The sequence below is a fragment of the Serratia sp. EWG9 genome (assembly GCF_019913725.1).
Classification (GTDB): Bacteria; Pseudomonadota; Gammaproteobacteria; order Enterobacterales; family Enterobacteriaceae; genus Serratia; species Serratia ureilytica.
Genome location: NZ_JADNRO010000001.1, coordinates 943,604 through 958,093 on the forward strand (window position 1 = coordinate 943,604; position 14,490 = coordinate 958,093).

The 14,490-nt window shown below is 53.5% G+C and carries 17 protein-coding genes; 14 read left to right on the forward strand and 3 right to left on the reverse strand.

Annotated elements, in window-relative coordinates:
- Positions 1–49 precede the first annotated feature (49 nt).
- Complete coding sequence (locus tag ITX55_RS04545; RefSeq protein WP_049300610.1) at positions 50–349, reverse strand: DNA-binding transcriptional regulator; 300 nt, start codon at positions 347–349, stop codon at positions 50–52.
- Positions 350–436: 87 nt separating this feature from the next.
- Between ITX55_RS04545 and ITX55_RS04550 the strand changes: the two genes are divergently transcribed.
- From ITX55_RS04550 to ITX55_RS04620, 14 genes are all read left to right on the forward strand, one after another.
- Positions 437–706: a hypothetical protein gene (locus tag ITX55_RS04550; protein WP_049300609.1), complete on the forward strand. Its 270-nt coding sequence runs from the start codon at positions 437–439 to the stop codon at positions 704–706.
- Between the two features lie 11 nt (positions 707–717).
- The gene (locus tag ITX55_RS04555) at positions 718–930 is read left to right on the forward strand and encodes a DUF4761 family protein (RefSeq protein ID WP_223084821.1); all 213 of its coding nucleotides are present in this window, start codon (positions 718–720) and stop codon (positions 928–930) included.
- The gene (locus tag ITX55_RS04560; protein ID WP_223084822.1) at positions 927–1,175 is read left to right on the forward strand and encodes a hypothetical protein; all 249 of its coding nucleotides are present in this window, start codon (positions 927–929) and stop codon (positions 1,173–1,175) included. The genes ITX55_RS04555 and ITX55_RS04560 overlap by 4 nt, the downstream gene beginning before the upstream one ends.
- Positions 1,172–1,435: a hypothetical protein gene (locus ITX55_RS04565; RefSeq protein ID WP_223084823.1), complete on the forward strand. Its 264-nt coding sequence runs from the start codon at positions 1,172–1,174 to the stop codon at positions 1,433–1,435. Before ITX55_RS04560 ends, ITX55_RS04565 begins: the two co-directional genes overlap by 4 nt.
- Positions 1,436–1,538: 103 nt before the next feature.
- Positions 1,539–1,847: a hypothetical protein gene (locus tag ITX55_RS04570; protein WP_213587137.1), complete on the forward strand. Its 309-nt coding sequence runs from the start codon at positions 1,539–1,541 to the stop codon at positions 1,845–1,847.
- 74 nt (positions 1,848–1,921) lie between these two features.
- Positions 1,922–2,119 (forward strand): hypothetical protein, encoded by a 198-nt coding sequence (locus ITX55_RS04575; protein ID WP_033640694.1) that lies wholly within the window; start codon positions 1,922–1,924, stop codon positions 2,117–2,119.
- A gap of 158 nt (positions 2,120–2,277) precedes the next feature.
- On the forward strand, positions 2,278–3,003 hold the full coding sequence (locus ITX55_RS04580) for a hypothetical protein (RefSeq protein ID WP_223084825.1): 726 nt from the start codon (positions 2,278–2,280) through the stop codon (positions 3,001–3,003).
- Positions 3,003–3,221 (forward strand): TraR/DksA family transcriptional regulator, encoded by a 219-nt coding sequence (locus tag ITX55_RS04585; RefSeq protein ID WP_223084828.1) that lies wholly within the window; start codon positions 3,003–3,005, stop codon positions 3,219–3,221. Before ITX55_RS04580 ends, ITX55_RS04585 begins: the two co-directional genes overlap by 1 nt.
- A 3-nt stretch (positions 3,222–3,224) precedes the next feature.
- Positions 3,225–4,046, forward strand: a complete 822-nt coding sequence (locus ITX55_RS04590) for a Dam family site-specific DNA-(adenine-N6)-methyltransferase (protein ID WP_223084830.1) — start codon at positions 3,225–3,227, stop codon at positions 4,044–4,046.
- Positions 4,043–4,303 carry a DUF3850 domain-containing protein gene (locus ITX55_RS04595; RefSeq protein ID WP_239505020.1) on the forward strand — a complete coding sequence of 87 codons (261 nt, stop codon included), beginning with the start codon at positions 4,043–4,045 and terminating at the stop codon, positions 4,301–4,303. Before ITX55_RS04590 ends, ITX55_RS04595 begins: the two co-directional genes overlap by 4 nt.
- Positions 4,297–5,346, forward strand: coding sequence for a phosphoadenosine phosphosulfate reductase family protein (locus tag ITX55_RS04600; protein WP_255612207.1), 1,050 nt, complete (start codon positions 4,297–4,299; stop codon positions 5,344–5,346). Before ITX55_RS04595 ends, ITX55_RS04600 begins: the two co-directional genes overlap by 7 nt.
- On the forward strand, positions 5,343–7,715 hold the full coding sequence (locus ITX55_RS04605; protein ID WP_255612208.1) for a replication endonuclease: 2,373 nt from the start codon (positions 5,343–5,345) through the stop codon (positions 7,713–7,715). Before ITX55_RS04600 ends, ITX55_RS04605 begins: the two co-directional genes overlap by 4 nt.
- A 135-nt stretch (positions 7,716–7,850) precedes the next feature.
- Entirely contained in the window at positions 7,851–8,978 is a 1,128-nt protein-coding gene (locus ITX55_RS04615; RefSeq protein ID WP_048233398.1) for an AAA family ATPase, read from the forward strand.
- Positions 8,979–8,996: 18 nt separating this feature from the next.
- On the forward strand, positions 8,997–11,222 hold the full coding sequence (locus tag ITX55_RS04620; protein ID WP_117286914.1) for a S8 family peptidase: 2,226 nt from the start codon (positions 8,997–8,999) through the stop codon (positions 11,220–11,222).
- A 421-nt stretch (positions 11,223–11,643) separates the two neighbouring features.
- Here the strand turns inward: ITX55_RS04620 and ITX55_RS04625 are convergent, their stop codons facing one another.
- Positions 11,644–12,699, reverse strand: a complete 1,056-nt coding sequence (locus tag ITX55_RS04625) for a phage portal protein (protein WP_172905149.1) — start codon at positions 12,697–12,699, stop codon at positions 11,644–11,646.
- A 1-nt stretch (position 12,700) separates the two neighbouring features.
- Positions 12,701–14,422, reverse strand: coding sequence for a terminase large subunit domain-containing protein (locus ITX55_RS04630; protein ID WP_033640706.1), 1,722 nt, complete (start codon positions 14,420–14,422; stop codon positions 12,701–12,703).
- Between the last annotated feature and the right edge of the window lie 68 nt (positions 14,423–14,490).

Consider the following 14,490-nt stretch of genomic DNA (forward strand, 5'->3'; position numbering starts at 1 on the left):
TCAGCACAAATCCCACCTTTACCCCATGAATTCTTTATACGCCAAGCAGTTAGCCAGCCTTCTGGCCTTTTTGGCGGTTGGATGTGCTGTCGAGCCCATCAGGGGAGAGAGCAGGAGATATCTGCCCAATTTCCGGCGCGACATCCCCTGTCATTAGCCACATTGTGTATTTTTTAAATCTCGGGTTGCTTGTGATCTTCATCAGTGTCGCACCGCCAGGCTCTATCAATCCGGTTTCATACTTCTTCACTGTACTGATTGAAATGCCTGTTATTTCACAAAATTCGCTCTGACTGACCCCTTCGCTTTTACGAATCGCTTTCACTTTGTCGCCTAGAGTGCTTGACATGGTTCATTCCTATGAACTAAAGTCACCTTGGTTCATATTTATGAACCCAAAATAACTTAAATCTGCGTGATCCTAGAGGTTATCACTATGAGCAAAAACCGACAAAAAAAGGTGATTGTGCCGAGGGGGAGCCAGCTTCCTGATGACTATCCATTTGGTGAATTACTGGAAGAATCGATCTCCGAGTATGCGCGTCGCATTGGTAAAAACCCGCAGACTATTCGCACTCAGGCAGACACTGGCGCCCTGCCGATTTTGCAAGCTCGTCCGGGTGCCAAACGCCGGGTAAATCTTTACGCCATCTACCTGAATGCCAAGCGTCATGCTGAGAAGTTCGTCGCGCATATGGGGTCGTGAGGAAATTGCAGATGAAAGAGATAAAGCCGCGCACCCTAATCCAACTTTCAAAGCACACCTTTATTTATCGCGGGTTCACGATTCAAAAGTGCCCGCGCCATAGCGAAACGAATCGCACGGCCTACCAGCTGGTGAGCAACGGGGATTATTTCGGTCGTGATTTCGCGCTGGCGGAAGCCATGCGCACCGTGGACAAGATGATCAACGGCAAGAGGCCAGCATGAGCGGCAACCCATTCTACGACGCAGCAAACGCCGTGATCGCTTCTTACTATAAACGCATGCAGTACATGAAACCAGAGCGCGCGGTCGGCGAATCGGCGAATGCAGTGATCAATCTCGGACGTATCGCAGACGCCGCACGCTATGCCGGTCACCCTGCTGCCAGCATCATTATCGAGAACGCCGCGAAGTATTGGCAGTGCTACGGCAAAAAACCGGCGCCATTTTCAGAGGACACACCAGCATGAAACAGCCTTACCGCATTCTGATCGACGCGCTACTGCTGCAGTACCACACTAAAGCGACCAATCTGCACAGCGCTTCCGCTGTGGCGCCAGAGGTTCGCCAGGTATCGCTGAACGATTACGCCTTCCGCCTGTGCATCGGCCTAACTGGCCTGCTGAGTACGGCAGAGGCTGCTGGCGATGGCCCGGCCGCCGCCGTTATCGATTGTTTGATCATGCGCTGCAACAACGGTGATATTCCGCAACCTGAAATTTCAGCTTAGCCGGGTACGCCCGGCCCTATCTGAGAGCGCATCCCTTCCTTTAATGTGTGGCGATGGGCGTCGCGGGGTGTGCTCTCAGATAGGCAATAGTGTGGAGGCTTTTATGAGCATGACAGTTGAGCAAATAAAATCCGTTGAGTGTTTCGTCAATAATGCCAAGTCATTACTGGCGCGCGCTAAAAACAAAAATCACACTGCCTGTTTTTATAACAAGCTGATGGCGAGTGAAAAAAAAGCCATTTGCACATTAGGCAATATTGACAGCCGCACAAAGTTAACAGCCCGGCACATCGAAATGAAATTCGAGGAAATGAGTTACGCAGAAAGGCGAGCCGTTTTCCGAGGAATAAAACTTCTACAAAGGTTAAATCGCGATATCCCGTCATTAATAAATATTACTGACTGCGATTAATTAAACAGCGTTGTTAAAAGTAATGCCGCCTTCATGGTGGCGGGTTTCTTACACCCTGAAATCAGGAGGGGGATATGCAAGACGACGAATTACACAAAGCGTTTATGAATGCCCGCCGCTCTGAGCGGCTGCAACTGCTTGAGCTGTTGGAAAGCAAACTTGACCGACTGGCTGCGGATAACTTCACCCGCGATCAGGTATTAAGCACGTTGAAGGACTGGATCAACATCCGCCGGTCTACCGACGCACCAAAAGTGGAGAAGCCCCAATGATGGATTTCTGCTTCACTCTCGCCGCCGTTTGGGCGGTTGTCGCGTTTGGGCTGGTTGGCTGGGTTGCCTACCGCTATTGCAAATTCTGCCGCGCATTCAATCGGCAGTATTTGCAGCCTGAACAACGTAACTACGACTAATCATGTAAAGGTGAAATGATGACTAACAAACAAGACGCAATGAACGCTGTAAATCGTGCTATCGGTTTTGTTCGTGCTATTGAACCATGCAATGACTCAATACGCGAATTAAACTCGGTGGCAAATTTCATTAATGAGGCTGGGCAGCATGAAGAATATAAAGCTGCCTGGTTGAGCCTTACCAATGCCATCAATTCAATTGACCCGCAATGGTTAGAGAAATATCACGGTGAGAGCGAGTGGCAAAAAGCATGCGCTTTCATTGCTGAACAGAATAAGGCATTAAAAAAGGTCACTACCGAACAAGACAAATTGAAATGCACCTATGTTGGCGTCGACTTTGCTGCAACCGTTAGCGAAAACATCAGTCAGCAAATCCAAGATGATCTTCTATTTAACGTAAGTCACCCCTTCCCGAAATTCTCCCGTTATGAAAGGGGCGTGTATTTCCGCGATGTACTTAGAAGCGTTGCTATTACTCAGATCAGGGAAGAACTGAGCGCTGCCGAGAGCAAGCACCCTACCTGGCCGACGGATGTTATTCACGCAACCGCCATTCTCAACGAAGAGGCCGGCGAACTGACCCAGGCGGCGATCGATTATCACTATCACAACGGTTCACTGGAAAAGGTGCGCCGCGAGGCCACTCAAGTTGGTGCCATGGCAATCCGTGTACTGATCAACCTGCCCTACGCAAAGCGCCCGGGAGAGCCAGTAACTAAAGCTAACGGGGTTGCATGGTAATGGCTGATCAGATCGATATGGCACAAGAACGGCACCAGCTGATTCTTGAGTCTCAAATCGCCAGCGCCCGCCCGCAGCAATGCGGGCCTTCTGCCTTCACCTGTGAAATCTGCGACGCGCCGATATCTGAAGCGCGCCGCGCCATCGTCCATGGCGTAACGCGTTGCGTTACCTGCCAGGAAATCCACGAAGCCAAAGCACGGCATATCAAGGGGTAAGTCATGAACAGAACCGCCCTTAAATGGCTCGGCAGCAAAGCCCGTATTATCGACACTCTGCGCCAGCACCTGCCTGAAGGTAAGCGCCTGGTTGAGCCGTTCGTCGGCTCCGGCGCTGTTTTCCTCAATACCGACTATGACAGTTATCTGCTGTGCGATATCAACAGCGATCTGATCAACTTCCACAACGTCGCCAAAAACCATCCTGAGGTGCTGATCCGCGAAGCGCGCCATCTGTTCAACGCACACCCGGATCAGGAGGGCTATTACGGCGTGCGCGCTGACTTCAATCTGCGCTGTGACAGCAATTTCATCTACCGTGCGGCGCAGTTCCTTTACCTGAACCGCCACACCTTCAACGGCGTTTGCCGCTACAACCTGAGCGGCGAGTTTAATTCGCCGTTCGGTCATCGAAAAGCGCCCTACTTCCCAGAAGACGAGATCAGAGCCTTCGCAGAAAAGGCGCAGGCCAAGAAAGCTATTTTCCTGTGCTGCAGCTTCCCAGAGGCAATCAGGATGGCCCAGGCCGGCGACGTGATTTATTGCGATCCGCCGTACATCCCAGCCAGTGCATCAGCCAACTTTACCAGCTATCACACTGACGGCTTTACCAACGAGCAGCAGAGCAAGCTGGCGCGCATGCTCCGTATCGCCGCCAAGCTGGGCCGCCACGTCGTGGCCTCGAACAGCGAGACGGACGCAGCCAAAGCGCTGTACTCAGATTTCGCTATCACCTCGATCACTGCCCGCCGGTCTGTCAGCGCCAAAGCTTCCAGCCGTGCAGACGCTGGCGAGATCATCGCGACCATGAGGGCGGCATCGTGAAAAAACACCACCTGAAGATCCACCCGGAACACCTCGCCGCCGTCAACTGTGGCGCGAAAAGAGCCGAATTCCGTATTAACGACCGTGACTTTGCCGTCGGCGATCTGCTGAGTCTGAACGGCTATACAAAGTTTGGTCACCTGGAAGGGTTTACCGGCGAGCACATCTGGGTGCGTATCACCCACATCACCGACCTGGCCGAATGGGCGCCGGGTTACGTGATGCTGAGTATCGAGCGGGGGCCGTTCAAATGCTGATGCCTTTGCGTGCAATCTCATATCCTGCCGGAACGGCGCTGATCGACGATCGCGTCTTCGCTACCGACGCCATAAACGTGATCAGTATTTCCGGCGGCAAAGACAGTCTGGCGCAATGGCTGCTAGCACTTGCTGCCGGCGTCAAGATTATTCCCGCATTTGCTGACACCGGACACGAACACCCGTTAACAATGAAATACCTGGATTATCTCGAATCCAAGTTAGGGCCGATTCGCCGCGTCAAAGCCGACTTTACCGCGCGCATTGAAGGTAAGCGCCGGTTTATTGCCGAGAACTGGCCAGTGTCGCTGGTAAAGGAATGCGGATTAACCGAGCAGCAGGCTGAAGAAACCGTCGCCTTGGCGCTCGAAACCCTTCACCCAACCGGCGTGCCATTCCTTGATCTCTGTATGTGGAAGGGCCGTTTCCCGTCAACAATGGCCCGCTTCTGTACATTCGAGTTAAAGCACATCCCAATCCGTGATCAGCTGGTAGTACCTTTGCTGGAAGAGTGCGACGAGGTGATTAGTTGGCAAGGGGTACGGGCGGAGGAATCACCACAACGCGCAGGTTTGCCCGCGTGGGAAACCGATGCCGATAAAACGCCGGGCCTAAATATTTATCGGCCAATTCTCGATTGGAAACATGCCGACGTTTTCGCGATTGCCAAACATCACGGCATCAAGCCGAATCCGCTGTATACACAAGGCTGTAGCCGCGTCGGCTGCATGCCATGTATTCACGCTCGCAAATCCGAGCTGGCCGAGATCTTTACCCGCTGGCCGGAAGAGATAGCCCGCGTTGCACGATGGGAAAAGCTGGTCGCCGCTTGCTCTCGCCGCCAGAACAGCGCCTTCTTTCCCGCTACTCAAGATCCGAAAAAGGCGGAAAGCCGAATCGAGTGCATCACGGTTGAATCACATGGCATCGAAACCTATCGCGATTGGGCCCTAACCACCAGGGGTGGGCAACAGTTCGATTTGATTGCCGCCATGAACGATCACACCGCTTGCAGTAGCGTTTACGCCGGCGTTTGCGAATGACAAGCAACGCACGCGGACGGCACCAACCTTCCCCGCCGCTACCCTATCCGGGCAGCGGCGCGGTTGCTTTTGAATACGCGTACTCATGGAACGCCAAGCGCGATGCCATCGTCACCGAACGCGCCGACGAACCGGCCTCGATCCAGTTATTCGGTGCTACCAACCACGCCGGCGAACCGGTGCGCGTTCCCCTGTTTGATATCGCAGGTCAGACCCGCGTTGCCGATCCCGCGCCACGTCGCCTGCGCCGGCGGCTAGCCGCCCTTCCCCAGTATGTCCGACGCTATTACACCCAGCGCCTGAACAGCCTCGAGCAAGGCAAAGGAATGAAGGCCGCTAACGGTTGGCTGGTCAATACCTTTGAGCGCCACGTACTGCCGCGCATCGATGCAGTTAATGAACAGTACCAGATCGGCCAAGTGCCGCCGGCGCTAATACCTTTCCGCGATGACTTTTTCCGTATCCCTTACAGTGGGAAAAAAGACCTTAAGCGCCTGGCGCATAGGCTGGCCGACTGCATGACAGGTGAGTTTGTCCGCCTTTGCGATTACTGGGCCGCCGCCGCTAACGATCTGGCCTTCGCCGTGATCTATGCCTATGGCCGCATCGGCTACTTAACTCAGCATCTGAATATGTTCGCTCCGGGCTGGCAGCAATATTGCAGCGGGCAGTTGAGCGCGGAAGATGCAACGCGCGCCGTCGCGCGCCTCGAATCACCGGCATGGTGGTTGCGCCGTTTGCGCCGCCTCCATGACCAGTGGCGCGAGCACCTCATGATCGCCGCGGGCTACGTCAGCGATAAGGCGACACCCTACTGCAGCGATCCATGCCTGAAAGAATGGCATGCCCAGAAGAAAGCCAACCGCGAGTTTTTGAAGTCGCGGGAACTCGAAGACGTGGACACCGGCGAACGCGTTTCGCTGGTCGATAAGGTGGACGGCAGCGTCGCCAATCCGGCAGTGCGCCGCGCTGAGCTAATGAACCGCATGCGCGGCTTTGAAGATTTGGCGAAGGCCCGCGATCTTGCTGGCGAGTTTTACACCCTGACGGCGCCGTCGAAGTACCACGCGATGCAAAGCAAGACCGGACGCCGCAATAACAAATACCGCGGCGCCAGCCCGCGCGAAACCCAGCGCTATCTGTGCAAGGTATGGTCAAAGGTGCGCGCATCATGGAAGCGCGCCGGCATTCGCGTGTTCGGCTTCCGCGTCACCGAACCGCACCACGACGAAACCCCGCACTGGCATTTGTTGCTGTTCCTCAAGCCTGAGCACATCGAGCAAGCCCGCGACATCTTCCGTCGCTACGCGCTGCAGGTAGATGGCGATGAGCCTGGCGCTGCCGAATACCGTTTTAAGGTAAAGCCAATGGATGAGCAATTCGGCTCCGCCACGGGTTACATCGCGAAATACATCTCGAAAAATATCGATGGGTACGCGCTGGACGGCGAGCGCGATCATGATACCGGTGAACTGTTGAAGGATATCGCCAAACGCGTCAACGCCTGGGCGTCGCGATGGCGTATTCGTCAGTTTCAACAGATTGGCGGCGCTCCGGTCACGGTATACCGCGAGCTGCGCCGACTGCGTGATCGCGACTTGTTCCTGCACCCGGAGATCTCGCCCGCGCACATCGCGGCAGATGCCGGCGACTGGGCCGGGTATACCGACGCCCAGGGCGGCCCGTTAGTCGAGCGTCGTCACATACGCGTGCGCATCGGCTACGACATCACCGAGAACGGCAACGATTACGGAGACGACATCAGCAAGATAGCCGGCGTTTACTCGCCGTTCGCCAGAACGCAGCCGATGATTTACACCCGCCTGAACACCTACAAGATTGTCCCGGCCAGCGCCGATCCGGGTTTGGCCGTTGACCTTCAGGCGGCAGCGCCGCCCCTCGGAGTTCTGTCAATAACTGTACGCGGAACGCAGCAGGAGGAAGACAGACAGGGCAGTAATTCCGGCCTTTTGTCCCCTGATATAGATGCAAATGGCTGTGCCAGCTGGCCGCCTGGGGGCGATTTTGAGGGGATGACGCGCCGAGAACGGCGGGCCCTCAACGAATACCTGATAGCAGAAGCGAAAAAAACGCGAAGCAAGCAGCCCGTGCAGCACCAACGTGCCGAAAAATCGTCGCAGCATCTAGAGCGGCTAACCGATTTCGCGGCTTCGATCGGCCTGGAACTGACTGAACTGGAAGCGAAAAAACTGGCCGGCGGTGATGAGTTGTCGCTGAACGGCAAGCGCTGGCGGGCTGGCGCCGATGGAACCATCCGCGAGGCGCCGGCCAGCTACGCGGAAAAACGCAGCGCCATCATGAGTCGGGTTTTTGCACTGAAAAATCATCGGTATTGTCACGAACAATGATGTCAGCCTGCCTCAGGCCAGCACTGTAATTACATATAGTATTTTTCTTTCCCACTATGAAAAAAAATGCAATACTATAAGTAGTCCACAAACGACAATTTTAATTTAGATGAAAAACAAGAGGTTACAAAAACAATGGGCGAGTTGAGCGGAATTCAGTCAGATTTAGCCCAGTTAGTCAGACTGGTGATCACTGAACAGTATGATGACGTGCGCCTCTATGTCGCACGCTTGGTTCGTAAGTACCGTGAGTCTATGCCAGCTCTTTCCGAACAATTGGATTTGTATTTACGAAGCAAACCACAGAAACCTACCCAAGGTTTGAGAAAAGCTAACACCCCGGATCTAGCGCCGCAGACTATGCCTGTTGACGAAGATTCTAGATTGACCTTGTTGAAAGCTCCATCGGATAAGGCGCAGATTTCCAAACCGATGCTAACAAGCAGTATCGAAGATGCATTGGATCAACTCATCCTTGAGCGCAAAAGTATTAAGAAACTTGAGGATCTAGGTCTAATGCCGACTCGCTCTGCAATCTTTGTAGGTCCTCCTGGTGTTGGTAAAACCCTTACGGCTAGTTGGCTTGCGCAGAAATTAGGTGTTCCTTTCTATGTGCTTGACCTGACAGCGGTGATGAGTAGTTACTTAGGCAAAAGTGGTAATAACTTACGAGCGGCTCTGGATTTTGCGAAAAAAGGTCCATGCGTATTACTTTTGGATGAAATAGATGCAATTGCAAAAAAACGTAGCGATGATTCAGATGTAGGTGAACTTAAACGCCTAGTGACTGTTATTTTACAAGAGGTTGATGAATGGCCGTCATCGAGCCTACTTCTTGCTGCTACTAACCATGCAGAACTGATAGATCCAGCGCTCTGGCGTCGATTTGATCTTGTCCTAAATTTTGATAAACCAGATCAAGCTGCTATACGTGACGCAGTAACAAGATTTTTGGGGCCTGATTACGCCATTTTTGGACGATGGATGGACGTTTTGGCCTTAGCATTTAAAGACGAGTCCTTCAGTAATATAGAACGTTCTATAAATAGATTTAGACGCTCTGTTGCTCTAGGTATCGCATCTGATGAAGAACTAATTGAAGAGTTCATAAAAGGGAGGTTATCTGAGCTTGACAGAAATGAAAGGATAGAGATAGCAGTTAGTCTTACTAAAAACTCTAAGTTACCTCAGCGCGCGATATCAGATTTGACCAGCGTCAGCAGGGATACGATTAGGAAGTATCGTTCAGTTAATATTGATTAGACACAGTAAGGAACTATTATGCCAAAAACAAACTTTTTAATTGGTAGAGGTGAATTGTTAACCCATGACATTCCCGGCCCAAGAAGAAGAATGGATAAATCTGAGGTATACACTTTAGCTGAAGCAAAGCAAAGACTTGTACCTCAGGTGAAATCTACAATTGAGGCTTTTGATACCTTACCGTCCTCCGCATGCCCGAATGACTATGCGGTTGCGAAACTCACCCTAAACCCTAGCTACATTGCACGATCATTTTTCCCGTCAGCGCTGTTAAAGGATACGGGGTTAGAGTCTATCGGCAGCAAAACCGTAAAAATCACTCCTGACAGTTGGAAAAGAAAAATAGAAGTTACTGAATACCCGACAACTCAGATATTTGTTGCAGGTAAAAGGACATCATTCACTAACTTAAAGAAATGGATCGATGAGTTAAAGGTAAACTCTGATGAAGCAATTGACTTTGCAAGAGTAGAGCAATTCCAGCCTTATCTACCAGAAGAGAGAATTGTAAGCAACTTGCCGGATAATAACTCATACTTTGAAGTTGGCATTCATTTATTGGCCGATGACGGTCGTGACTTCATTCAACAACATTTCATAAAGTATGCCACATCATTAGGTATTACTGTTCATAATGAACTGGCCTTTACCGCAGGAACGCTTTGGTTCCTACCAGTCAAAGGTCATATTACAGAAATCAATAAATTAGCTAAGTTTACATTTGTACGGGTAATTCGACCTGTACCAAAGCTACGTGGCATCCGTCCTATGCGTCGAGCAGGGGGAGCTGAGGCGCAGTGCATTCTTCCATCAGAAGGGCCACTATCCCCAGAAATTAGGGTTGCGATTCTTGATGGTGGATTGCCAGAAAAGCACCCTATTTCGCCATGGCTGAGATCGTATCGAGTAATGGATGATCATGCCGACGATGATCCGGATGCACTTGATCACGGGTTGGCTGTCTCCTCTGCATTTTTATTCGGGCCAATCAATACCAAAGGAGAAATACCTCGACCGTATTCCTCCATTGATAATTTGAGGGTGCTTGACAATAAAACATGTGAAGAAGACCCATTAGAACTATACCGAACCTTAGGCTTTATAGAGGAAGTATTGCTTTCTAGACAATATCAATTTTTGAATCTTAGCCTAGGGCCAGATTTACCTATCGAAGATACAGATGTCCACGCATGGACCTCTGTGATAGACGATTTATTGAGTGATGGCGATACACTGATGACCGTAGCAGTTGGAAACAACGGCGAAAGAGATCGTCAATCGGGTAATGCTCGAATTCAAGTACCCTCTGACTGTGTTAATGCGCTCGCTGTTGGGTCAAGTGACTCAACTAATGACAGTCAATGGAAAAGGGCTTCATATAGTGCTATGGGGCCAGGAAGAAGTCCCGGTGTCATGAAGCCGGACCTAGTGGCTTTTGGTGGTGAAACCACTGAATATTTCCATGTGCTTAGTAAGGGAGAAAAGCCTGTAGTATCGCCAGAAAGAGGAACGAGTTTCGCGGCTCCTTACGCTTTGCGATCTGCTGTGGGAATACGTTCTATATTGGGTAGTGAACTAAGTCAACTTGCTATTAAGGCATTACTTATTCATGCCTCCAAACCTCTTGAACACCCATGTACTGAGGTAGGTTGGGGAAAACTACCGGAAAATTTAAGTGAAGTGATTATAAGCCCAGATGGAGTTGCCAGAATCGTCTACCAAGGGGAATTAAAACCGGGAAAATACCTACGAGCGCCGGTGCCTATTCCTGATGGCGGATTAAAAGGAACTGTAAACCTGACAGCCACATTCTGTTATGCAACGGCTACAGACCCGCAAGACTCAGCCTCTTATACAAAAGCAGGGTTAGAAATATCGTTTAGGCCAAATGATGCCAAAGTAAAAGAAGGTAGCAAAAATGCAGACACTGCCGGTTTCTTTGATTTGAAGAAGTTTTCAACAGAAAGTGAACGGCGTTCTGACATGGGGAAATGGGAAACAGTGTTGCATAGCACAAAAAACATGCGCGGTTCTTCATTAAAGAATCCAGTGTTCGACATTCACTATAATGCGCGCGAAGCTGGAGCAAGCATCGTTAGCCACAAAGCCGACAAAATTAAATACGCGCTTATCATTACAGTACGAGCGGCAAAACATCAGGATCTCTATAACGAGATATTGCGCGCTTACAATCAGATACTGGTTCCAATTCAACCTCAAACATCTATTACCATCAGACCGTAATCAGATCACCTCTCCTCCCAAGATTTGGGAGGAGAGGCCATTGAATCCTTCTGCACGAACCCGCACAATTTTGCACAATAATTCGATCTCCCACATTGCGAACCTGTGCCAGTACTGGCACGGGTTCGATCTACTTTGGATCTTGCACAAAAAAGAGGGTGTGAGGCGCGCAGGCGAGGCGGGGGAGCAAGCGCGCGCTTTGGGGTATGGGAAGGGGGTCGTGTGTTGCCTGAATGGGCCGCTGTGAGGCTCTCGCCGTCGTGGTGCTAATGAGGTGATGGGCAGGCGTTAACGCGCCAGCGGCCCGCATAGCGCGGCTGGCGGTGGGGAGCGGTTAGAAGTGATGGGCGTGGCGCGTGATGGGGTTACTTGTCGGGTGATAGCCGCCATAGACAACGGCGGCCGTGCTGCAGCGCCGGGGTTACTCTACGTCGAGCAGCGCATAAGGGTTGAAGCGGATCACCTCCTCCCCCATCCAGTCGTTGACGTGCTTCATGGCTTCCATGATGGGCGTCAGCTCGTTGATGGCGAACACCCGCGCCGCCTTCTCCACGTCGCCGAAGGTGCCATTACCTTCCGGCATGGCGCCCATCAGCTGCGGCGGCACACGGTGCGCGGCGAGAATGTCGTCACGCGTGGCGCTCTTGACGCCCAGGAATTCATCCTTGGCTGAGATCTGGCTGAACGGCAGGATCTGCACCGAGTCCTTACCGCCGTTAGGCGCGTGCAGCAGGATGTTTTTGAATGCCCCGCCGCGGCGCGTGTCGGTCAGCGTCTTCTTGAGCTTGTCGAGGCTCTCCTGATCGGCGATGGCGCTGTTGACGTAGACGATGCAGCCGGCATGGCTGCCGTTGTCGTAGTACAGCTTGCGGAACGTGTCGGCCGAGTGTGAAAGGTTCGCGGACAGCAGGCCCGCGAAGTACTCCGGCATGCCGTAGATCTCCTGGTGAATGTCCGGGTTGATCACATGGCAGACGGCGCCGGTAGGAAACTGATAATCATCAAACCCCGCCTGGATAAACCAGTAGGTGTCCAGGTCAGAGCCGCGGCGGGTGTACTTCGCCAGCGTGTGGTGCAGTGCCAGCGGCCCGCCTAACACGTTGCGGCGCAGCTCCAGATAGGCATTGCCGAACACCACCCAATCCATGGCGAAGGCCGAGAACGCCTGCCGCGACAGCAGCTTGTGCGGGATGAAACAACCGGCCAGCACGTTACGCTTGAATATCAGCGCCGACTGGTGCCAGCTGGCGTGGCCGAACTGGCGCGCCAGACCGTACCAGCTGATCGGCGTGTCGTAGTAGCGGCCGTTGTCGGCGCAGTACATCGAGTCGAGCAGGTCATAGGACGAGCTGACCGGCCAGGGGCCGTCGAAGGAGAAAGTGCTCAGGCCAGGGAGTTTTTGCAGCTCGGTCGCCAGATCAAGCTGGGTGTCTGCGGCGGGCTGCTGGCGCTGCCGCGGTGATTTTCGTTTGCTCACGTTAATACTCCATAACCGTCATTGTGCTGCCGCCATCTTGTCCCAGCGGCTCGTTGATAATGGCCAGCATCGTCGCCCAGGCAAGGTCGCCATGGCTGACGCCGCGGCTGCGGTCGGTGTCATAGGTGATAACCCCGCCAGGCGTTACCACTTTGCGCACCGCGCTGAATGCCGTGATCAGGTCACGCTCCCCGCGGTCGAACTCCCAGCGACCGCCGCGAACCAGCTGCTGCATCTTCAGTACCAGCATGCGCTTGCTGGCCGGGTTGAACTGGTAGCAGACCGCCGCCGGAAACTTCTTCTTCACCAACTGCCAGACCGCCTCGCCAATCCCCTGCCCGTCAATGCCGATATGCTGCACGTTATAGCGATCCAGCATGCCAATGATCAGATTGGCCTGCGCCTCGAACTCCATGCCACGAATGCGCTGCGTCTCGATGGTGCGGAACTTGCCACCGGCGACCAGCGGCACGGCGTTGACGGAGATCGCCCCGCTGTCCCCCTTCCCGCTGGCGCCGTTGGGATCGTAGCCAATCCAGACAGGCCGATCGGCCAGCGGCCGCATGGCATAGGGTTTCCAATCGAGCCAGTCGTCATAACCATCGGCGCCGCAGGTCAGCAGCATGTTGTAGTCAAAGGCCGATTCGCCGTTGCGGATAAACTGGCAGCCGTAGAGGTTGTCGTATTCCTCCGGGCTGTTCTCGTCGCGGATTTCATCGATATCGGTCAAATCCCAGCCGTGATCGATGGCGTCCTGCAAGGTGACGATCTGGCGCCAGATCTTGTCCGGGCACATTAGCCCGCTGTTCAGAGTCTTCCAGGACGTGTCGAACTCCACGCGACTACTGCTGGCGCGCCCCTTGTTGAACGCCTCCCCTGTCCAAAACGGGTAGGCCTCATGGCTTTCCGCCGATGGCGTGGAGAAGTAGGTACGCGTCAGCCCTTTCAGCGTCGCCATCGCGCCGGCCACCTTCTTCAGGTTCGCGAACTGGCCCACCCAGAAAAACTCGTCAAAGAACAGGTTGCCAGTGTAGGACTGCGCCGTCGCTGCAGACGTGCCGAGGAAGTGCAGCTCGGCGCCGTTGAACAGCTGGATCATGTCGCCGCCTTTCAGCTCGACGTCGACCTCCGCCGCGGCGGAACGAATAAAGCTGCGAAACTGGTACGCCTGCCGGCGGCTGGCCGACAGAAAGATCTGGTTGAGCTGGTGCTTGTACTTCACATCGTCAGATAACGCGCGGATCAGCGCCTCACGTGCAAAATACCAGGTCGCCCCCACCTGGCGACTCTTCAGGATCATCCGGTTGCGGTGGTGGTGATTGTCATACCAGCCTTGCTGGTGCCAGTGCAGCGACCCCAGGATGTTCTGCCGCAGCTGCGCGATCTGCGACTCAGAGAAGAAGTTTTGCTTCTTGCGCACCTTCTTTTTCGGCTGGGTGGCCGGCGTGCCGTTGTCCAGCTTCTTCAACTGGCGCGTGAGCAGGTCGATTTCCTTGAAGTCGCCGCCGCTCTTCTTGTCCTTGCCGGTCAGCTGCACCAGGCGCGCATCAATCGAGGTGGTGACGCGCTGGATCGGTGGCGTTTCGTCCCATTCGTCGCGCTTCTTCCAGGCGTAAACCGTGTTCTGGTTGATACCCATCAGGCGCGCGATTTCCGCCGGCGGGTAGCCCTGCCAGTAAAGCTGTCGTGCGCGGTGCCTAGTGAATGTTTCCTGAACCGTCATTGTCTCCCCCATGTCCTGCCGGGGAGGTTAACCCGCGCGCGCGGGGGCTTTCTCGCGGTGCCGGCTGT